The organism is Pseudomonas sp. 10-1B, assembly GCF_000935045.1.
GTDB lineage: Bacteria > Pseudomonadota > Gammaproteobacteria > Pseudomonadales > Pseudomonadaceae > Aquipseudomonas.
The window spans coordinates 15,478-35,681 of sequence record NZ_JYKS01000002.1 but is presented as its reverse complement, the minus strand read 5'-3'; the positions used below and the strand labels follow the sequence as shown (position 1 = coordinate 35,681).

Genomic DNA, 20,204 nt, shown 5'->3' with positions numbered 1-20,204 from the left:
TGTGGGAGCCTCCCATGTTGAACACCCTTCTACCCATCCTGCTGTTCGCTGCCCTTGGCCTGGCAGTGCTCGGCGCCCTGCGCCGGGTGCGCATGTGGCGGCGTGGCCGGCCATCCAAGGTCAACCTGATCGGCGGCCTGCTGGCCATGCCGCGCCGTTACCTGGTGGACCTGCACCATGTGGTCGAGCGCGACAAGTACATGTCCAAGACCCACGTGGCCACCGCCGGCGGTTTCGTGCTGTCGGCTGTTTTGGCCATCCTGGTGCACGGCTTCGGCCTGCAGAACAAGATCCTCGGCTACGCACTGCTGGTGGCCACCGTGATCATGTTCAGTGGCGCCATCTTCGTCTTCAAACGCCGCCTCAACCCACCTTCGCGCCTGTCCAAGGGGCCATGGATGCGCCTGCCGAAGAGCCTGCTGGCGTTCGCCGCGAGCTTCTTCATCGCCACCTTGCCGGTTGCCGGTATCCTCCCGGCCAACACTGGTGGCTGGGTGATGGTCGCCGTGCTTGGCCTGGGCGTGCTGTGGGGCGTGTCGGAGCTGTTCTTCGGCATGACCTGGGGCGGGCCTATGAAGCACGCCTTCGCCGGTGCCCTGCACCTGGCCTGGCACCGCCGCGCCGAGCGCTTCGGTGGCGGCCGCTCCACTGGCCTCAAGCCGTTGGACCTGGAAGACCCGAACGCGCCGCTGGGCGTGGAAAAACCGGTGGACTTCACCTGGAACCAGCTGCTCGGTTTCGATGCCTGCGTGCAGTGCGGTAAATGCGAAGCCATGTGCCCGGCCTTTGCCGCCGGCCAGCCGCTGAACCCGAAAAAGCTCATCCAGGACATGGTCATCGGCCTGGCCGGTGGCACCGACGCCCAGTTCGCCGGCAGCCCGTACCCTGGCAAGCCGATCGGCGAACACGGCGGCCACCCGCACCAGCCGATCGTCAATGGCCTGGTCGATGCCGAAACACTGTGGTCGTGCACCACCTGCCGGGCCTGCGTCGAGGAATGCCCGATGATGATCGAGCATGTCGATGCCATCGTCGACATGCGCCGCCACCTCACCCTGGAAAAGGGCGCCACCCCGAACAAGGGCGCCGAGGTGCTGGACAACCTGATCGCCACCGACAACCCCGGCGGCTTCGCCCCCGGCGGGCGCATGAACTGGGCTGCCGACCTCAACCTGCAACTGCTGTCGGAGGTGAATACCACCGAGGTGCTGTTCTGGGTCGGTGACGGTGCCTTCGACATGCGCAACCAGCGCACCCTGCGTTCGTTCGTCAAAGTGCTCAAGGCCTCGGGCGTGGACTTTGCCGTGCTTGGCCTGGAAGAGCGCGACAGCGGCGACGTGGCGCGCCGCCTGGGTGATGAAGCGACCTTCCAGCAATTGGCCAAGCGCAACATCCAGACTCTGGCCAAGTACAAGTTCCAGCGCATCGTCACTTGCGACCCGCACAGCTTCCATGTGCTGAAGAACGAGTATGGTGCCCTGGGCGGCGACTACCAGGTGCAGCATCACAGCACCTACATCGCCGAACTTATCGCGGCCAACAAGCTGAATCTCGGTCAGCACAAGGGCGGTAGCGTCACCTATCACGACCCTTGCTACCTGGGCCGCTACAACGGCGAGTACGAAGCCCCGCGCGCGGTGCTCAAGGCGCTGGGGATCGAAGTGCGCGAGATGCAGCGTTCAGGCTTCCGTTCCCGTTGCTGTGGCGGCGGCGGCGGTGCCCCGATCACCGACATCCCGGGCAAGCAGCGTATCCCCGACATGCGCATGGACGACATTCGCGAGACCGAGGCCGAACTGGTGGCGGTGGGCTGCCCACAATGTACCGCCATGCTCGAAGGTGTGGTCGAACCGCGCCCGCAGATCAAGGACCTGGCCGAGCTGGTGGCCGACGTACTGATCGAAGAAGACGCGCCTGCTGCCGCCAAGCCGCAAGCGGCCAAACGTGAACCCGCGGAGGTGCACTGATGAGCGACATTATCCGCCGCGACCCACGCGCCGAGTGGATCGCCCGTAACCGCCTGCACCCGCTGCATGCAGCGATGCAGACGCAACAGACCAGCTGGATGGGGCCCAATGGCGTCATCCGCAAGAACCCGCATGCGATCGCCGCAGGCTTCATCGGCCCGGCCGGTATCAAGCGCATCGACCGCAGCGGCGCCCAGCAGGGCACCGCGATGGGCGGGCGGCGCACGGCGGCGGCCGAGGTCAAGTTGCCGCTGCACCAGGTGCCGGAGCCAGCGTTCTACATTGCCGTGGTGCCGGACATGGTCGGTGGCCGCCTCAGCAGTCACGACCGCGACCTGCTCGGCCTGGCCCACGGCCTGGCCGGCAGCGACGGGGCCGTGCTGGTGGTGGTGTTCGGCGAGCACAAGGAAAGCAACTTTTCCACAGCCGGTGTCGACCGCCTGCTGGTCATCGAGGGCGAGGCGTTCGAAGGTTATGCACCGGAGCAACTGGTGCAGGGCCTGCGCGCTGTGGATAACCAATTCGCCCCACGGCATTGGCTGCTGCCCGACAGCCGCAGCGGTGGCGGCGAACTGGGTCGGCGCCTGGGCGCAGCGCTGGGCGAGCGCCCGGCGACCCGGGTTTGGCAGGTCAAGGACGGCCAGTGCATCGGCCGCGCCGGTGCCGGCCAGCAAGACCTGCAGCGCGCCGTGCCACGGCTGATCCTGGCGGCGGCCGAGTGCGCCGAGCCGGTCAGCGAAACCCGTCACGAAGCGTTGCCGGTGGAGTTGTCCACAAGCGTGGCGCGTAGCCTGTCGCGTATCGAAGATCTCGGCTCGGTGGCCGTCGACCCGGCCACCATTGCCATGGCCGAGGCCGAGTTCATCGTATCGGGTGGCAACGGGGTCAAGGACTGGGACTTGTACCACAAGGCCACTGCGGCCCTCGGTGCCACCGAAGGCGCCTCGCGGGTGGCGGTGGACGATGGCTTCATGCCGCGCAACCGCCAGGTGGGTGCCACCGGTACCTGGGTTACCGCACGGGTCTACGTGGCTGTGGGTATCTCCGGCGCGATCCAGCACCTGCAGGGCATCGGCGCCTGCGACAAGGTGGTGGCGATCAACATGGACCCGGGCTGCGACATGATCAAACGGGCCGACCTGTCGGTGATTGGCGACAGTTCGGCGATTCTCCAGGCACTGATCGAGGCTGTGGACAACTACCGCAGCGGCGGCCAGCGCGACGCGGCATAAGGGCACGAGCATGAGTACGAAAGTGATCAGCCTGGTTTCCATTGGTGCCCACCCCAGCTCCGGTCGCGCCCGCCGCGCCGAGCAGGATGCCCGCGCCGTGGAACTGGGTTTGCAGCTGGCTGGGGATAACTTGCAGGTGGTGCATGCCGGCGACCCGCAGGAAGAAGCGCTGCGCGCCTACCTGGGCATGGGCCTGGACCACCTGGACGTGCTGGAGCAGCCGGCCGGCGCCGATGTGCTGGGCGTGCTGGGGGATTACCTGCGCGATGCCGGGGCGCAACTGGTGCTGACCGGTAGCCAGGCCGAGACTGGCGAAGGCTCGGGCATGCTGCCGTTCCTGCTGGCCGAGAAGCTCGGTTGGCCGCTGGTGGTGGGGCTGGCCGAGGTGGAGTCGATCGACAACGGCACCGCCCAGGTGCTGCAGGCGCTGCCGCGTGGTCAGCGGCGCCGGCTGAAGGTGCGCTTGCCGTTGCTGGCGACTGTGGATAACGCTGCGCCCAAGCCGCGCCAGAGTGCCTTTGGGCCGGCACGCCGAGGCGTATTGGCGGCACGTAACGTAGCCATCGTCGATGACGAACTGCTGGCCGAAGCCGAGTTGCAACCGGCCCGCCCACGGCCCAAGCGCTTGAAGGTTATCAAGGCCAAGAGCGGTGCCGACCGTATGAAGGCCGCCACGGCCAAGGCCAGCGGTGGTGGCGGCAAGGTGCTGAAGGACGTTTCGCCACAGGAAGGCGCCGAGGCGATCCTCAAGCTATTGGTGGAGGAGGGTGTCCTCCGCTGAGGCTTGACGCTTGCAGGTCCACTTTGTGGGAGCGGCCTTGTGTCGCGAAAGGGCTGCGCAGCAGCCCCGGCAATCTTGAGACAGAATTGAGAGCCTGGCGCCGCGCTGCGGCCCATCGCGACACAAGGCCGCTCCCACCTCGACCGCATCAGCCTTCAAGCCTTGTGCAGTACCTGTGGGAGCTGGCTTGCCGGCGATGAGGCCAGTCCAGGCAATACAAGACAGTTGCTCCCACAGGGTAGGTTGATCTAGTAGGAACCGGCTTTCCCGCGAACCACATTTGCCCACCGAATCTGTTCGCCAAGGTGTGGATAAAGTGTTGGCGCATGTCTAGACGCCACGTGTGGCGGGCCCTACAAGCTTTTGCGCAAAAAACGACCAGTCTTTATTCGGCTCGAGGTGGATGCAGACGCATGCCCCTGCCAGGTTTTACCCACAATCGCTGTTAGCCGCTCTGTGGATAATCTGTTTGGTAGCGGCTGTGAGCCTTGTAATTCAAGGTCTACAAGCTTTTGTTTAAAAAATAATCAAATTGATCTGTAACCTTGCTGATCCATACGAATCAGGATGTTGAACTGCTTATCCACAGGTGAATAGAGGGAGCGTTGGCCTGTTGTTCACAAACTCTGTTGGTGTTTCTGTGGACAAGATGTAGGAAGTCCGCTGTAGCCCAGTAAACACGCAGCCTTGATGATTGTGATCAAATAATGATCAGTGGCCTGACTGACAGTTTTGCCAGTACGCAAGATTCCAACCAACCATTACCGTGTCCGCAACTCTTGGTATTTGTGGATAACTCATGGCAACATTCTTCGGCCCGCGTGCTTATACGCCTTACGGAATCATTAACGCAGACCTCGCTTCTGGGCTGGCTTTTTGTGGACAGTATCGGGACCCAGTGACTGGCAATTACCCGTTGGGCAACGGTCATCGTTCCTACAGCGTAACTCTGATGCGATTTCTGAGCCCTGATAGCCTCAGCCCATTTGGCCGAGGGGGCATCAATGTCTATGCATACTGCGGTGGTGATCCAGTCAACCGGCACGATCCGACAGGCCAGGCTTTCGAAACGGCAGCCCAGATTTTACGAGGCTTGGGGATGACATCGAATGCACTGACCTTGGGGTACAACTTCCTGGGGCCTTCACCTACCGATCGTCTGGGGCTTAACGCTGCGCGAACGAGTACATTCGGCTCACTCTTGAGCTTGGGAAGCGCTGCGGCGCAATTCGCAGGAGTGGAGAGTGCAATTTTTGGGGCGAACGCCGGGACGGTGATAAGTCTGACGGCTACCGGCGCACGCGCTATCAACGCTGTGTTTGGCCCAGGAACAAGTCCTTTAAGGCAGGCCAGAAAAAATTTCGATTTGTTGGCAGGGGGAATTCCGGTTGCGATTGCTCCGGAGGTTGCTCTGGAAAGCGTAGCGACCCCACGTGGTTTGCCGGTGCGGCGATCTGTAATCCGGCGTCCTGCTCGGGAAGTCAAACGAGCTAGTCCCATCAAGGGGACCGCGGATTCATGGGCTTTTCAGAGCGGTACGATGGGGGTTAGACAACGACGACATTCGAGGTGAATTGGCTGCGTTGCAGCCCTTTTCGCCGAGCGCATCGCTTGCTCACAATCTCTGTTCATGTCTTTGTGGAAAAGTGTAAGAACTCCGCTGCAGGCCATGTTTCATAGGGTGCTGATCAGTTTGTTCAAATTATGATCAATGCGTCACCTGATATTTTTGCCAGTACGCAAACTTGAGCCTCGCCCTTACCCTTACCACACGAGGTCAAAGCTGTGGGGGAGCCTACACCGCCTCGATGGCCATCGGCCTTGTTCATTTTGCCGCGCCGTCCAACCTGAATGCCCGGCACGAGTGGCAGCACGCGGGTGTGGTGTTTAGACGTGCATGCGCGACGCCATCAGAGGCCTGCCTCGCGTGCCTTCCGACATAGAGGCTCAAACAGGCAACTAATCAGTCGTGGATTCACCTGTTATTTACGAGGTCCACCATGGAACATTTGAGGTTACTTGCAACCGACCGGCAGCATTCGGTGATCAATGATTCGGCCCATGGCTTCAGAGCCTATACGGCATACGGGCTGGCTGCCGATCAAGGCGGGCCTACGAGTGCGTTCTGTGGTGAACCGAAAGATGCCCTGACGGGCTGCTACCATCTGGGAAACGGCTATCGGCAGTTCAATACGGTAATCATGCGTTTTAATAGTGCAGATTCATTAAGCCCGTTCGGTAAAGGCGGGCTGAATGCGTATATGTATTGTGCTGGTGATCCCGTGAACCGTCGTGATCCATCGGGTGCAGCCCCAGTACGTACATCCTTCAAAACAGCGCTTCCCACCACTACACGTTCAACCCCGATATCACCCGTTGTCGCTGCAGTCGCTGGGCATGTGCAAAACGGCGGTGTATTGGTATTGAACATAGCAGGCGCTGCCCTGTCCCTGGTCCTTCCGGTACCAACTTCCAAGGCTGGGATATTTGCAAATGGGCTCGCGGTTGGTGGGGGGCTGACAAATGTTATAGCAACTGGACTTAAGTACACCAAATTTGCTTCCCAAGCAGGCCTTGTCGGAGCGTTTGCAACGGATGTAGTGGCCCTATCACTCGGAATCAAAGCAGGGTTGGCTGTTAAGGCCGCGGGGCCGCGTGTCTTGTCAAACGCCAAAGCGAATATGAAGGCAATTTTTACCTCATGGCTCCACAAAAAGCGGGAACCGATAAGCTTGGAATTGACGGAGGGTGAGATGACCTCTTTTCAGGAACGCGTAAATGACCCCCAGGTAAATCCGTCTGTGAGCTCTTCATCTACTTCAATTTCAAACAAGAGTATCCGCAGCGGCTGATGAGAAACGCCTGTGGGTCATCCACAGGCGTGCTTCATTTAATTATTGCGCTTGAACTTCTTTCAGGTACGGCGCCGGCTCAGCCCCAAGGTTCTCCAGCACGCGCTGGCTGTACCAGTCGATGAAGTTGACCACGCCAAACTCGTAAGTCTTCGAGTACGGCCCAGGCTGGTAAGCGGTGGAGTTGATCCCGCGCTGGTTCTCTTCAGCCAGACGGCGGTCCTGATCGTTGGTCGCGTCCCACACCTTGCGCATGCGCTCCGGGTCGTAATCCACGCCTTCGACGGCATCCTTGTGCACCAGCCACTTGGTGGTGACCATGGTCTCCTGGGCGCTGATCGGCCACACGGTGAACACGATCATGTGGTCGCCCATGCAGTGGTTCCACGAGTGCGGCAGGTGCAGGATGCGCATCGAGCCGAGGTCCGGGTTCTTGATGCGGCCCATCAGCTTCTGGCAGGCCTGCTTGCCGTCCATGGTCATCGACACGGTGCCCTTGAGCAGCGGCATGCGCACGATGCGGTTACGCAGGCCATGGCTCTTGTGCAGGTACGGGATCTTCTCGGCTTCCCAGGCGGCGGCGGAGGCGGCCACGTGGTCCTTGAATTCCTGGCTGGCGCGCGGGTCGTTGGTGTCGTCCCACTCCAGCAGGGTTTGCAGCAGCTCCGGGTGCGAACCGTTGCAGTGGTAGCACTCGCGGTTGTTTTCCAGCACCAGCTTCCAGTTGGCCTTTTCCATCAAGGTGGTCTGCACCGCCACCTTGGCGTTCTCCATGTCGTACGGTTCCATGTAGTGGTCCAGGGTGGCCAGGAACTCGTCGATGGCAGGCGGGTTCTGCGCCAGGCTGATGAAGATGTAGCCGCCGGCCACCTTCACGTTCACTGGCTTCAGGCCGTACTGCTTCATGTCGAAGTCGGCGCCCATCTCGGTGCCGGCGAACAGCAGGCGGCCGTCCAGTTCGTAGGTCCACTGGTGGTACGGGCATACCAGCTTGGCGACCTTGCCTTTTTCGCTGACGCACAGGCGCGAGCCGCGGTGGCGGCAGACGTTGTGGAAGGCATGCACCTTGCCTTCGGCACCGCGTACCACGATGATCGGGTTCTTGCCGATCTGCAGGGTGATGTAGTTGCCCTTGGCCGGGATCTCGCAGGTCATGCCGGCGATCAGCCACTCCTTGTGGAAGATCTCCTGCATGTCGATCTGGAACAGACGCTCGTCGGTGTAGAAAGGCTGGGGCAGCGAGTAGGTGCGCTCGCGGGTCTGCAGCATCTCGGCGGTGGCCTTGCGTGCAGGTTCCAGTGGATCGCCCAGGCTCAGGGTTGCGGTGACGTCCATCGTGTATTCCTCGGGGCCGTGTGCGGCCGGCAAAAGGTGGCTAATCGTTGTTGTGGTGCCGCAAGGCTGTCGTTGAAAAAACAGCATGTTGTTTTGCCGTGGAGTGTGCGTCCGAAGACGCCGCGAACCGTATCCATGGGCGACATGGCCGAATTGAATTACGACTCCGCAGCCCTTGTGGTGCGGGGCTGGTCGCGATAAGCACGCCGATGTCGCTGGCAGGAATGTACGCAGCCTTCAGCTTGCGCATTATCCAAGCCATAAAAAGGGCCATAGTCGGCCGCTGGAGATGAACATGTCCGATACCTTCCTCAATCCGGTCACTACCCAGACCTGGGCCAACGGCCGCCACATCGTGCGCTGCGTCAAGGTCATCCAGGAGACCTGGGACGTGCGCACCTTCTGCTTCATGGCCGACCAGCCGATCATGTTCTTCTTCAAGCCAGGGCAGTTCGTCACCCTGGAGCTGGAGATCGAAGGCAAGCCGGTGATGCGCTCCTACACCATCTCCAGTTCGCCGTCGGTGCCCTACAGCTTCTCGATCACCGTCAAGCGTGTGCCGGGCGGCCAGGTGTCCAACTTCCTGCACGACACCATGCACGAAGGCGCCGAGCTGCCGGTGCACGGCCCGGTGGGGTTGTTCAACGCCATCGACTTCCCCGCCGGCAAGGTGCTGTACCTGTCGGGTGGCGTGGGCATTACCCCGGTGATGTCGATGGCGCGCTGGTTCTACGACACCAACGCCAACGTCGACATGGTGTTCGTGCACAGCGCCCGTTCGCCGAAGGACATCATCTACCACCGCGAGCTGGAACAGATGGCCTCACGCATTCCCAACTTCAGCCTGCACATCATTTGCGAGAAGCATGGGCTGGGCGAACCGTGGGCGGGTTACCGCGGTTACCTGAACCAGCGGCTGATGGAGCTGATCGCACCGGACTACATGGACCGCGTGGTGTTCTGCTGCGGCCCGACGCCGTACATGACAGCGGTCAAGCGCATGCTCGAAGCGGTCGGCTTCGACATGCAGAACTACCACGAGGAGTCATTCGGCGCGACGCCGGCCGAGGCCAAGGCCGATGCGGTGGAGCACGCCGAGCAGGCGGCCGATGCGCCGGAGCTGGATGTTTCCGACCTCAACCTGGTGGAATTCATCGGCAGCGAGAAGAGCATTCGTGTTGCCCCGGGCGAGACCGTGCATGCGGCGGCTGCGAAGGTTGGGCTGATGATCCCGAAAGCCTGCGGCATGGGCATTTGCGGCACCTGCAAGGTGCTCAAGCTGGGCGGCGAAGTGGAGATGGAACACAACGGCGGTATTACCGAAGAGGACGAAGCCGAGGGCTACATCCTGTCGTGCTGCAGCGTGCCGAAAGGGGATGTGCGGATCGACTATTGAGCTTCAAGCTGCAAGTCTCAAGCTGCAAGGAAAAAGCAGGCCAGTACAGGCTAATGCCAGTCAGTTGAACATTTGGGGCCGCTTTGCGGCCCATCGCAGGCAAGCCAGCTCCCACAGGGATCGCGCAATTCCTGAATTCTGCGCGGTACCTGTGGGAGCTGGCTTGCCTGCGATGGGCTGCAAAGCAGCCCCAATGTGCCTTGTAGGCTTAACTGACCGGCATTAGCCAGTACAGGCCTGCTTTTTGTTTTGGGGCTTGAGGTTGGCTTTTTCCTGACCGGCGGTTGACTCAGGTCGGAACAAGGGAGTGGTTACCCTGTCAATCTGCGGGTTAGACACCTTGTGAATCCGATATTTAATGGCGATGGGCCGCACTTTTCTTTATCGTGTGCGCCCCTCGCAACAACCTGAGATAGACCCATGCTGGAAGCATCCCTGAATCAAATCGAGCAACTGGTCAGCGACCTGATGCAGAAGAACGCTCAACTCACCGAGCAGAACACCGCCCTTGGCCAGGAACTGGCCCAGGCCAAGGAAGAGAACGAAACCCTGCAGCTGTCGCTGATGGAGCAGGAAGAGAAGAACGGCAGCACCGCCGCGCGTCTGCAGGCTCTGCTGGATCGCGCCAACGCTGGCGTTGTCGGCGCATGACACTGCAAGCGCAGCCGATCAATGTCGTGTCGATCCTCGGCAACGACTATTCGATCAAGGCGCCCGAAGGCCAGGAGGCGACCCTGGCCCAGGCGGTGCAGATGCTCAACACCGCCCTGGCCCAGACCAAGCGCCAGTACCCGACCCTGATCGGCGACAAGTTGCTGGTGCTGGCCGCGCTGAACCTGTGTTCCCGGCAGATCGAACTGCAGGATGAGCACCGCAAGACGCTCGAGCGTACCCAGGCGCAGATCGACGCCACGGTGGACGCGATCGTGCGGACCATTGCCGAGTCCTGATAGATAGCCGGGGGCGCTTCGCGCCCCTATCGCGACACAAGGCCGCTCCCACAGGAACAATGTTGACCCTCAGGTTTGCACGCCCCTGTGGGAGCGGCCTTGTGTCGCGATGGGCTGCAAAGCAGCCCCAATGGCCCAAATCATTGTTTCAGGTCACTGGATAAACTGGATACGCAAGTGTATACACTTCTCGCAAAACAATAATGTGCGGGGAGTAGGGGTATGCGTATCTGGCGTAAGAGCATCCAGTGGCAGTTGATCACCAGCATGGGCGCTGCCTTGCTGGCGAGTATCCTGGTAGTGGTCATCATCTTCACGGTGGCGCTCAACCGCCTCACCGAACGCTACCTGGTCGATACCGCCCTGCCGGCCAGCATCGAAGCTATCCGCAACGATATCGAGCGCATGCTCGGCCAGCCACTGACAGCGGCCGCGGACATTGCCGGCAATACCTTGCTACGCGATTGGCTCGCGGCCGGAGAAGATCCCGCTCAGGTGCCTCAGTTCCTCGAATACCTGCAAGCTGCCAAACAGCGTAATCACGCCTTCACCACTCTGTTTGCCGCCACCGAAACCGGCCATTACTACAACGAAAATGGCCTGGACCGCACCCTCAGCCGCAGCAACCCCAAGGACAAGTGGTTCTACGGCTACATCGACAGCGGCGCCGAGCGCCTGATCAACATCGATATCGACGGTTCCACCGGCGAGCTGGCGCTGTTCATCGATTATCGTGTGGAAAAAAATGGCCAATTGGTGGGCGTGGCCGGCATGGGGCTGCGCATGACCGAGCTGTCGAAGCTGATCCATGACTTCAGTTTCGGTGAGCACGGCAAGGTGTTCCTGGTGCGTAACGATGGCCTGATCCAGGTGCACCCGGACGCAACCTTCAGCGGCAAGCGCCAGCTCACCGAACAACTCGGTGCGGACGCCGCCAAGGCGTTAATGACCGGTGATGAGGGCCTGCGCAGCAGCCGTTTCAGCCGCGACGGCGAAAGCTACCTGGCGCTTGGCCTGCCGTTGCGCGACCTCAACTGGACCCTGGTGGCCGAGGTACCGGAAGCGGAGATCTACGCGCAAATGCACCAGGCGGTATGGCTGACCAGCCTGATCGGTGGCGCCGTGGCCTTGGTGTCGCTGCTGCTGGTAGTGCTGCTGGCGCGTGGCCTGGTGCGGCCGATTCGCCGCGTCACTGCGGCCTTGGTACAGATTGGCAGTGGCGCGGGTGACCTCAGCCACCGTCTGGATGACTCACGCAAGGACGAGCTGGGTGACCTGGCTCGCGGTTTCAACCGCTTCCTCGACAGCCAGCGCCGGTTGATCGGCGAGGTACTGCACACCTCCGAAAGGTTGCACCTGGCAGTGGAGCAGGTGACCCAGGTGGTGGATAACACCGCCGAGCGTTCCGGGCGCCAGCAGGAAATGACTGAAATGGTCGCCACTGCGGTGCACGAGATGGGGCTGACCGTGCAGGACATTGCCCGCAATGCCGGTGATGCGGCCCAGGCGTCGCAGTCGGCACGAGATGAAGCTTTGCAGGCGCGCGAGATAGTGCAGCGCTCGATTCGGGGGATCGAAGGTATGTCTGGCGACATTGGCAAGGCGGCGGATGCGGTCAGCCAGTTGGCGGATGAAGTAGCCTCGATCGATGAAGTTCTCGCGGTTATCCGCAGTATTTCCGAGCAGACCAACCTGCTGGCGCTGAATGCTGCCATCGAGGCCGCGCGGGCAGGGGAGATGGGGCGTGGGTTTGCCGTGGTGGCCGATGAGGTACGCACGCTGGCGCGGCGTACGCAGCTGTCCACCGATGAAGTGCAGCAAATGATTCAGCGACTGAAGCAGGGCGCCGGCTCGGCGGTGAGTTCGATGCAGGCGGGGCAGCAGGCGACTGGCAGTGGTGTGGAGTCGAGCCAGCGCACCGGGGCGTCGCTGGGGGCGATTACCGACCAGGTGGAGCACATCAGCGACATGAACCATCAGGTGGCCACGGCGACCGAGGAGCAGTCGGCGGTGACCGAGGAAATCAACCGTACGGTGCAGGGGATTTCCGACCTGGCGCGGGAGACGGCGGCGGAGGTGCAGGGGTGCCGGGAAGAGTGCCAGGCGTTGCGTGGGTTGGCTGATGACCTGGCGCGGCAGATGGGTGGGTTCAGGCTTTAATCAGTGTTGGCCTTTTCGCGGGCTCGCCCGCTCCCACAGGTACTGCACAGCTCTCGAGGGCGGCGGTAATCCTGTGGGAGCGGGCATGCCCGCGAATGCGGGCTATCAGGCGCCGATGATGCTGCGGATATCCGCCGCCAACTCGCGCACCCGCTCTTCCTCGGTATCCCACGAACACATGAACCGCGCCCCGCCACTGCCAATGAAGGTATAGAACCGCCAGCCCTTGCCACGCAACGCTTCAATGGCATGCTCGGGCATCTGCAGGAACACCCCGTTGGCCTCCACCGGGAACATCAGTTCCACCCCAGGCAAGTCACTCACCAAGGAAGCCAGCAACTGCGCGCAATGGTTGGCGTGATTACCATGGCGCAACCAGGCGCCGTCTTCCAGCAGCCCGACCCAGGGCGCGGACAGGAAGCGCATCTTCGACGCCAGCTGCCCCGCCTGCTTGCAGCGGTAGTCGAAGTCTTCCGCCAGCTCGCGGTTGAAGAACAGGATCGCCTCGCCAACGGCCATGCCGTTCTTGGTGCCACCAAAGCACAATACATCGACGCCGGCCTTCCAGGTCAGCTCCGCAGGGCTGCAGCCAAGGAACGAGCAGGCATTGCTGAAGCGCGCGCCGTCCATGTGCAGGTTCAGGCCCAGCTCCTTGCAGGTGGCGCTGATCGCCTTGAGCTCATCGGGGCGGTAGACGGTGCCGACCTCGGTGGCCTGGGTGATGGTCACCACGCGGGGCTTGGGATAGTGGATGTCCTGGCGCTTGAGCGCCACTTCGCGGATCGATTGTGGCGTCAGTTTGCCGTTGATGCTGGCCGCGGTCAGCAGCTTGGAGCCGTTGGAGAAGAACTCCGGCGCGCCGCACTCGTCGGTTTCGACGTGGGCGGTCTCCGAGCAGATCACGCTGTGGTAGCTCTGGCACAGCGAGGCCAGGGCCAGGGAGTTGGCGGCGGTGCCGTTGAAGGCGAAAAACACCTCGCAGTCGGTTTCGAACAGCTTGCGGAAGTACTCGGCGGCGCGCTCGGTCCACTGGTCGTCGCCGTAGGCGCGGTCGTGGCCGTGGTTGGCCTTTGCCATCGCTGCCCAGGCTTCGGGGCAGATGCCGGAATAGTTGTCGCTGGCGAATTGTTGGCTCTTATCTGTCATGACACTGTCCTGTGAACGACGCAGAACAGCACTCTAAACCATCGATTCAGCGGTTGCCTATACAAGCTGTGCATCAGTTGGTTGCTGTGCTGCCTGTGCTGGCCCTATCGCCGGCAAGCCGGCTCCCACAGGTACTCCACAAGGCTTGAGCGCACTGCAATTCCTGTGGGAGCTGGCTTGCCGGCGATAGGGCCGGAGAACCCAGTGCAAAACGAATGTCGTAAACGCGCCATTGCAAGGCGTGCGCAGGCATCTGACTCGCCCCGCCCAGTCATAACATCGCCACAAAGGGCCACAGTGCCCCACGACAAAAAACGATCGCTGCCGGGAGATACACGATGTTCAGCAAGCAAGACCAAATCCAAGGTTACGATGATGCACTGCTGGCGGCGATGAATGCCGAAGAACAGCGCCAGGAAGACCACATCGAGCTGATCGCCTCGGAAAACTACACCTCCAAGCGCGTGATGCAGGCCCAAGGCAGCGGCCTGACCAACAAGTACGCCGAAGGCTACCCGGGCAAGCGCTACTACGGTGGCTGCGAGCACGTGGACAAGGTCGAGGCGCTGGCCATCGAGCGCGCCAAGCAGCTGTTCGGTGCCGACTACGCCAACGTCCAGCCGCACTCCGGCTCCTCGGCCAACGGCGCGGTCTACCTGGCCCTGCTGCAGGCCGGTGACACCATCCTCGGCATGAGCCTGGCACACGGCGGCCACCTGACCCACGGCGCCAAGGTGTCGTCCTCGGGCAAACTGTACAACGCTGTGCAATACGGCATCGACACCAACACCGGCCTGATCGACTACGACGAAGTCGAGCGCCTGGCGGTCGAGCACAAGCCGAAAATGATCGTTGCCGGCTTCTCGGCCTACTCCAAGACCCTCGACTTCCCACGCTTCCGCGCCATCGCCGACAAGGTCGGTGCGCTGCTGTTCGTCGACATGGCGCACGTCGCCGGCCTGGTTGCCGCTGGCCTGTACCCGAACCCGATCCCGTTCGCCGATGTGGTCACCACCACCACCCACAAGACCCTGCGTGGTCCACGTGGCGGCTTGATCCTGGCCAAGGCCAACGAAGAGATCGAGAAAAAGCTCAACGCCGCCGTATTCCCGGGCGCCCAGGGCGGCCCGCTGATGCACGTGATCGCCGCCAAGGCGGTGTGCTTCAAGGAAGCGCTGGAGCCTGAGTTCAAGGCCTACCAGCAACAAGTGATCGAAAACGCCCAGGCCATGGCCCAGGTGTTCGTCGACCGTGGCTACGACGTGGTGTCCGGCGGTACCGACAACCACCTGTTCCTGGTCAGCCTGATCCGCCAGGGCCTCACCGGCAAAGACGCCGACGCCGCCCTGGGCCGCGCGCACATCACTGTCAACAAGAACGCCGTGCCGAACGACCCGCAGTCGCCGTTCGTCACCTCGGGCCTGCGCATCGGCACCCCGGCCGTCACCACCCGTGGTTTCAAGGTTGCTCAATGTGTAGCCCTGGCCGGCTGGATCTGCGACATCCTCGACAACCTCGGTGACGCAGACGTCGAAGCCGATGTGGCGAAGAACGTCGCGGCGCTGTGCGCAGATTTCCCTGTTTACCGCTGAGTGGAGCAGACGACCATGCAACGCTACTCGGGCTTCGGCCTTTTCAAGCACTCCCTCAGCCACCACGAAAACTGGCAGCGCATGTGGCGCACGCCTACCCCTAAAAAGGTTTACGACGTGGTTATCGTCGGCGGTGGCGGCCATGGCCTGGCCACGGCCTACTACCTGGCCAAGGAACATGGCATCACCAACGTTGCCGTGATCGAAAAAGGCTACCTGGGCGGCGGCAACACCGCCCGCAACACCACCATCGTGCGTTCCAACTACCTGTGGGACGAGTCGGCGCACCTGTACGAGCACGCCATGAAGCTGTGGGAGGGCCTGTCCCAGGACCTCAACTACAACGTGATGTTCTCCCAGCGTGGCGTGTACAACCTGTGCCACACCCTGCAGGACATGCGTGACTCCGAGCGCCGGGTCAGCGCCAACCGCCTCAACGGCGTGGATGGCGAGCTGCTCAATACCGCCCAGGTCGCGGCCGAGATCCCGTACCTGGACTGCTCGAAGAACACCCGTTATCCGATCCTCGGCGCTACCGTGCAGCGCCGTGGCGGCGTGGCCCGTCACGACGCCGTGGCCTGGGGCTTCGCCCGTGCCGCCGACGCCCTGGGCGTGGACCTGATCCAGCAAACCGAAGTGATTGGCTTCCGCAAGGAAAACGGCGCGGTCATCGGTGTGGAAACCAATAAAGGCTTTATCGGCGCCAAGCGCGTCGGCGTGGTCACCGCCGGTAACTCCGGGCACATGGCCAAGCTGGCCGGCTTCCGCCTGCCGCTGGAATCGCACCCGCTGCAAGCACTGGTATCGGAGCCGATCAAGCCGATCATCGACAGCGTGATCATGTCCAACGCCGTGCACGGCTACATCAGCCAGTCCGACAAGGGCGACCTGGTGATCGGTGCCGGTATCGACGGCTGGGTCGGCTACGGTCAGCGCGGTTCGTACCCGGTGATCGAGCACACCCTGCAGGCCATCGTCGAGATGTTCCCCAACCTCTCGCGCGTGCGCATGAACCGCCAGTGGGGCGGCATCGTCGATACCTCGCCAGACGCCTGCCCGATCATCACCAAGACCCCGGTCAAGAACATGTTCTTCAACTGCGGTTGGGGTACTGGCGGCTTCAAGGCGACCCCGGGCTCGGGCAACGTCTTCGCCGCGAGCCTGGCCAAGGGCGAAATGCACCCGCTGGCCGCGCCGTTCTCCATGGACCGTTTCTACAACGGCGCACTGATCGACGAACACGGCGCCGCCGCCGTCGCCCACTAACCGGAGACACCGTCATGTTGCATATTTTCTGTCCCCACTGCGGCGAGCTGCGCTCCGAAGAAGAGTTCCACGCCTCTGGCCAGGCGCACATCGCCCGCCCGCTGGACCCCAACGCCTGCTCCGACGAAGAGTGGGGTACCTACATGTTCTACCGTGACAACCCACGCGGTATTCACCACGAACTGTGGGACCACGTTGCCGGCTGCCGCCAGTACTTCAACGTCACCCGTAACACCGTGACCTACGAAATTCTGGAAACCTACAAGATTGGCGAGAAGCCGCAAGTGACCGAAGCTGGCAAGCAAAGCAGCGCACCGTCGACCGTCAAAGGCCAAGGGGAAAAAGTATGAGCCAGACCTATCGCCTCGCCAGCGGCGGCCGCATCGACCGCAGCAAGGTCCTGAACTTCAGCTTCAACGGCAAGACCTACCAGGGCTATGCCGGTGACAGCCTGGCCGCCGCGCTGCTGGCCAACGGCGTCGACATCGTCGGCCGCAGCTTCAAGTACTCGCGTCCACGCGGCATCATCGCCGCCGGTACCGAAGAGCCGAACGCCATCCTGCAGATCGGCTCCAGCGAAGCCACCCAGATCCCCAACGTGCGTGCCACCCAGCAGGCGCTGTACGCAGGTCTTGTAGCCACCAGCACCAACGGTTGGCCGAACGTCAACAACGACGTCATGGGCATCCTTGGCAAGGTTGGCGGCAGCATGATGCCGCCGGGCTTCTACTACAAAACCTTCATGTACCCGAAATCGTTCTGGATGACTTACGAGAAGTACATCCGCAAAGCCGCTGGCCTTGGCCGTGCACCGCTGCAGAACGACCCGGACAGCTACGACTACATGAACCAGCACTGCGACGTGCTGATCGTCGGCGCCGGCCCTGCTGGCCTGGCCGCGGCACTGGCCGCTGCGCGCAGCGGCGCCCGGGTAATCCTGGCTGACGAGCAGGAAGAGTTCGGCGGCAGCCTGCTCGACACCCGCGAAACCCTCGACGGCAAGCCTGCCGCTGATTGGGTGAACGCCGTGGTCAAAGAGCTGGAAGGCCTGCCGGAAGTGACCCTGCTGCCACGCGCCACGGTCAACGGCTACCACGACCATAACTTCCTGACCATCCACGAGCGCCTCACCGACCACCTCGGCGACCGCGCCCCGATTGGCCAGGTGCGCCACCGCGTGCACCGCGTGCGCGCCAAGCGCGTGGTGCTGGCTGCCGGCGCCCACGAGCGCCCGCTGGTGTACGGCAACAACGACCTGCCGGGCAACATGCTGGCCGGTGCCGTGTCGACCTATGTGCGCCGCTATGGCGTGGCCCCGGGCCGCAAGCTGGTGCTGTCGACCAACAACGACCACGCCTACCGCGCCGCGCTGGACTGGCACGACGCCGGCCTGCAAGTGGTCGCCATCGCCGACGCCCGTCACAACCCGCGTGGTTCGCTGGTTGAAGAAGCGCGCGCCAAAGGCATCCGCATCCTTACCTCCAGCGCCGTGATCGAGGCCAAGGGTAGCAAGCACGTCACTGGCGCCCGTGTGGCCGCCATCGATGTGCAGGCGCACAAGGTCACCAGCCCTGGCGAAACCCTCGAGTGCGACCTGATCGCCACTTCCGGCGGCTACAGCCCGGTCGTGCACCTGGCCTCGCACTTGGGCGGTCGCCCGGTATGGCGTGAAGACATTCTCGGCTTCGTGCCAGGCGATGCCCCGCAAAAACGCGAGTGCGTTGGCGGCATCAACGGCGTGTACGCCCTCGGCGACGTGATTGCCGATGGCTTCGAGGGCGGCGTGCGCGCGGCCACCGAGGCGGGCTTCAAGGCCACTGTCGGCAGCCTGCCGAAAACCGTGGCGCGCAAGGAAGAGGCCACTGTGGCGCTGTTCCAGGTGCCGCATGACAAAGGCACTGCCCGTGCGCCCAAGCAGTTCGTCGACCAGCAGAACGACGTGACCGCCGCGGCCATCGAACTGGCTACCCGCGAAGGCTTCGAGTCGGTCGAGCACGTAAAGCGCTACACCGCACTGGGCTTCGGTACCGACCAGGGCAAACTGGGCAACATCAACGGCCTGGCCATCGCCGCCCGTTCGATGGGTATCACCATCCCGGAAATGGGCACCACCATGTTCCGCCCCAACTACACGCCGGTCACCTTCGGCGCGGTAGCGGGCCGTCACTGTGGCCACCTGTTCGAACCGGTACGCTTCACCGCCCTGCATGCCTGGCACGTGAAGAACGGCGCCGAGTTCGAAGACGTCGGCCAGTGGAAGCGCCCGTGGTACTTCCCCAAAGCCGGTGAAGACATCCACGCCGCCGTGGCCCGTGAATGCAAGGCTGTGCGCGACAGCGTAGGCCTGCTGGACGCCTCGACCCTGGGCAAGATCGACATCCAGGGCCCGGATGCCCGCGAGTTCCTCAACCGTGTGTACAGCAACGCCTGGACCAAGCTCGACGTGGGCAAGGCCCGCTACGGCCTGATGTGCAAGGAAGACGGCATGGTCTTCGACGACGGCGTTACCGCCTGCGTCGGCGACAACCACTTCTACATGACCACTACCACCGGCGGCGCCGCCCGTGTGCTGCAGTGGCTGGAGCTGTACCACCAGACCGAATGGCCAGAGATGAAGGTGTACTTCACCTCGGTCACCGACCACTGGGCCACCCTGACCTTGTCCGGCCCCAACAGCCGCAAGCTGCTGAGCGAGCTGACCGACGATATCGACCTGGACAAGGACGCCTTCCCGTTCATGACCTGGAAGGAAGGCACTGTCGGCGGCGTGCCGGCCCGGGTGTTCCGTATCTCGTTCACCGGTGAGCTGTCGTACGAAGTCAACGTGCAGGCCAACTACGCCATGGGCGTGCTGGAAAAAGTCATCGAGGCGGGCAAGAAGTACAACCTGACCCCGTATGGCACCGAGACCATGCACGTACTGCGTGCCGAGAAGGGCTTCATCATCGTCGGCCAGGACACCGACGGCTCGATGACCCCGGACGACCTCAACATGAGCTGGTGCGTGGGCCGCAACAAGCCGTTCTCGTGGATCGGCCTGCGTGGCATGAACCGCGAAGACTGCGTGCGCGAGAACCGCAAGCAGCTGGTGGGCCTGAAGCCGGTCGACCCGACCAAGTGGCTGCCGGAAGGCGCCCAGCTGGTGTTCGACCCGAAACAGCCGATCCCGATGGACATGGTTGGCCACGTGACCTCCAGCTACGCCTCCAACTCCCTGGGCTACTCGTTCGCCATGGGTGTGGTCAAAGGCGGCCTCAAGCGCATGGGCGAGCGTGTGTACTCGCCACAGGCGGATGGCAGCGTGATCGAGGCGGAGATCGTGTCTTCGGTGTTCTTCGATCCGAAGGGTGAGCGGCAGAACGTCTAAGGCCCCCCCGGATGGCACACGGTGCCGGGTTGGTAATGAGGTCTTTGTAGGAGCGGGCTTGCCCGCGAAGAGGGCGGTGAATTCAACATCGCATTCGCGGGTAAACCCGCTCCTACACAAGATGCACCACCGCCAGGGCACCGCATGCGACCTACAGAAT

At 62.5% G+C, this 20,204-nt stretch carries 15 protein-coding genes and 1 pseudogene; 14 read left to right on the top strand and 2 right to left on the bottom strand.

Features of this window, described 5'->3' with window-relative positions; translation table 11 throughout:
- Positions 1 to 14 precede the first annotated feature (14 nt).
- From dgcB to TZ03_RS28140, 5 genes are all read left to right on the top strand, one after another.
- Positions 15 to 1,967 (top strand): dimethylglycine demethylation protein DgcB, encoded by a 1,953-nt coding sequence (dgcB, locus tag TZ03_RS01715; RefSeq protein ID WP_051095448.1) that lies wholly within the window; start codon positions 15 to 17, stop codon positions 1,965 to 1,967.
- Positions 1,967 to 3,199 (top strand): electron transfer flavoprotein subunit alpha/FixB family protein, encoded by a 1,233-nt coding sequence (locus tag TZ03_RS01710; RefSeq protein WP_051095447.1) that lies wholly within the window; start codon positions 1,967 to 1,969, stop codon positions 3,197 to 3,199. The genes dgcB and TZ03_RS01710 overlap by 1 nt, the downstream gene beginning before the upstream one ends.
- A gap of 10 nt (positions 3,200 to 3,209) precedes the next feature.
- Positions 3,210 to 3,980: an electron transfer flavoprotein subunit beta gene (locus TZ03_RS01705; RefSeq protein WP_051095446.1), complete on the top strand. Its 771-nt coding sequence runs from the start codon at positions 3,210 to 3,212 to the stop codon at positions 3,978 to 3,980.
- 799 nt (positions 3,981 to 4,779) lie between these two features.
- A complete protein-coding gene (locus tag TZ03_RS31850) occupies positions 4,780 to 5,553 on the top strand; it encodes an RHS repeat-associated core domain-containing protein (protein ID WP_082056514.1) in 774 nt (257 codons plus the stop codon).
- A 427-nt stretch (positions 5,554 to 5,980) separates the two neighbouring features.
- Positions 5,981 to 6,832, top strand: coding sequence for an RHS repeat-associated core domain-containing protein (locus TZ03_RS28140; protein ID WP_082056513.1), 852 nt, complete (start codon positions 5,981 to 5,983; stop codon positions 6,830 to 6,832).
- A 42-nt stretch (positions 6,833 to 6,874) separates the two neighbouring features.
- Here TZ03_RS28140 and gbcA read toward each other — a convergent pair whose 3' ends face one another.
- A complete protein-coding gene (gbcA, locus tag TZ03_RS01700; RefSeq protein WP_051095445.1) occupies positions 6,875 to 8,167 on the bottom strand; it encodes a glycine-betaine demethylase subunit GbcA in 1,293 nt (430 codons plus the stop codon).
- Positions 8,168 to 8,462: 295 nt separating this feature from the next.
- On the opposite strand from gbcA, the gene gbcB reads away from it, so the two are divergent.
- From gbcB to TZ03_RS31840, 5 genes and pseudogenes are all read left to right on the top strand, one after another.
- Complete coding sequence (gene gbcB / locus TZ03_RS01695) at positions 8,463 to 9,563, top strand: glycine-betaine demethylase subunit GbcB (protein ID WP_051095444.1); 1,101 nt, start codon at positions 8,463 to 8,465, stop codon at positions 9,561 to 9,563.
- 420 nt (positions 9,564 to 9,983) lie between these two features.
- The gene (locus TZ03_RS01690; RefSeq protein ID WP_051095443.1) at positions 9,984 to 10,214 is read left to right on the top strand and encodes a hypothetical protein; all 231 of its coding nucleotides are present in this window, start codon (positions 9,984 to 9,986) and stop codon (positions 10,212 to 10,214) included.
- Complete coding sequence (locus TZ03_RS01685) at positions 10,211 to 10,513, top strand: cell division protein ZapA (RefSeq protein ID WP_051095442.1); 303 nt, start codon at positions 10,211 to 10,213, stop codon at positions 10,511 to 10,513. Before TZ03_RS01690 ends, TZ03_RS01685 begins: the two co-directional genes overlap by 4 nt.
- A 222-nt stretch (positions 10,514 to 10,735) precedes the next feature.
- Positions 10,736 to 11,809, top strand: a pseudogene (locus tag TZ03_RS31845) (cache domain-containing protein); the annotation flags it as partial.
- 126 nt (positions 11,810 to 11,935) lie between these two features.
- The gene (locus tag TZ03_RS31840; protein WP_414860293.1) at positions 11,936 to 12,673 is read left to right on the top strand and encodes a methyl-accepting chemotaxis protein; all 738 of its coding nucleotides are present in this window, start codon (positions 11,936 to 11,938) and stop codon (positions 12,671 to 12,673) included.
- A 105-nt stretch (positions 12,674 to 12,778) separates the two neighbouring features.
- Here the strand turns inward: TZ03_RS31840 and TZ03_RS01675 are convergent, their stop codons facing one another.
- Positions 12,779 to 13,819, bottom strand: coding sequence for a low specificity L-threonine aldolase (locus TZ03_RS01675; RefSeq protein WP_051095440.1), 1,041 nt, complete (start codon positions 13,817 to 13,819; stop codon positions 12,779 to 12,781).
- Between the two features lie 338 nt (positions 13,820 to 14,157).
- Here TZ03_RS01675 and TZ03_RS01670 point away from each other — a divergent pair, with 338 nt between their 5' ends.
- Genes TZ03_RS01670 through TZ03_RS01655 form a run of 4 tightly spaced genes read left to right on the top strand, consistent with a single transcriptional unit; the run spans position 14,158 to position 20,044 of the window.
- Entirely contained in the window at positions 14,158 to 15,411 is a 1,254-nt protein-coding gene (locus TZ03_RS01670) for a serine hydroxymethyltransferase (RefSeq protein ID WP_051095439.1), read from the top strand.
- A 15-nt stretch (positions 15,412 to 15,426) separates the two neighbouring features.
- Entirely contained in the window at positions 15,427 to 16,677 is a 1,251-nt protein-coding gene (locus tag TZ03_RS01665; protein ID WP_003255680.1) for a sarcosine oxidase subunit beta family protein, read from the top strand.
- Positions 16,678 to 16,691: 14 nt separating this feature from the next.
- Entirely contained in the window at positions 16,692 to 17,027 is a 336-nt protein-coding gene (locus TZ03_RS01660; RefSeq protein WP_051095438.1) for a sarcosine oxidase subunit delta, read from the top strand.
- Positions 17,024 to 20,044, top strand: coding sequence for a sarcosine oxidase subunit alpha (locus tag TZ03_RS01655; RefSeq protein WP_051095437.1), 3,021 nt, complete (start codon positions 17,024 to 17,026; stop codon positions 20,042 to 20,044). Before TZ03_RS01660 ends, TZ03_RS01655 begins: the two co-directional genes overlap by 4 nt.
- Positions 20,045 to 20,204 lie beyond the last annotated feature (160 nt).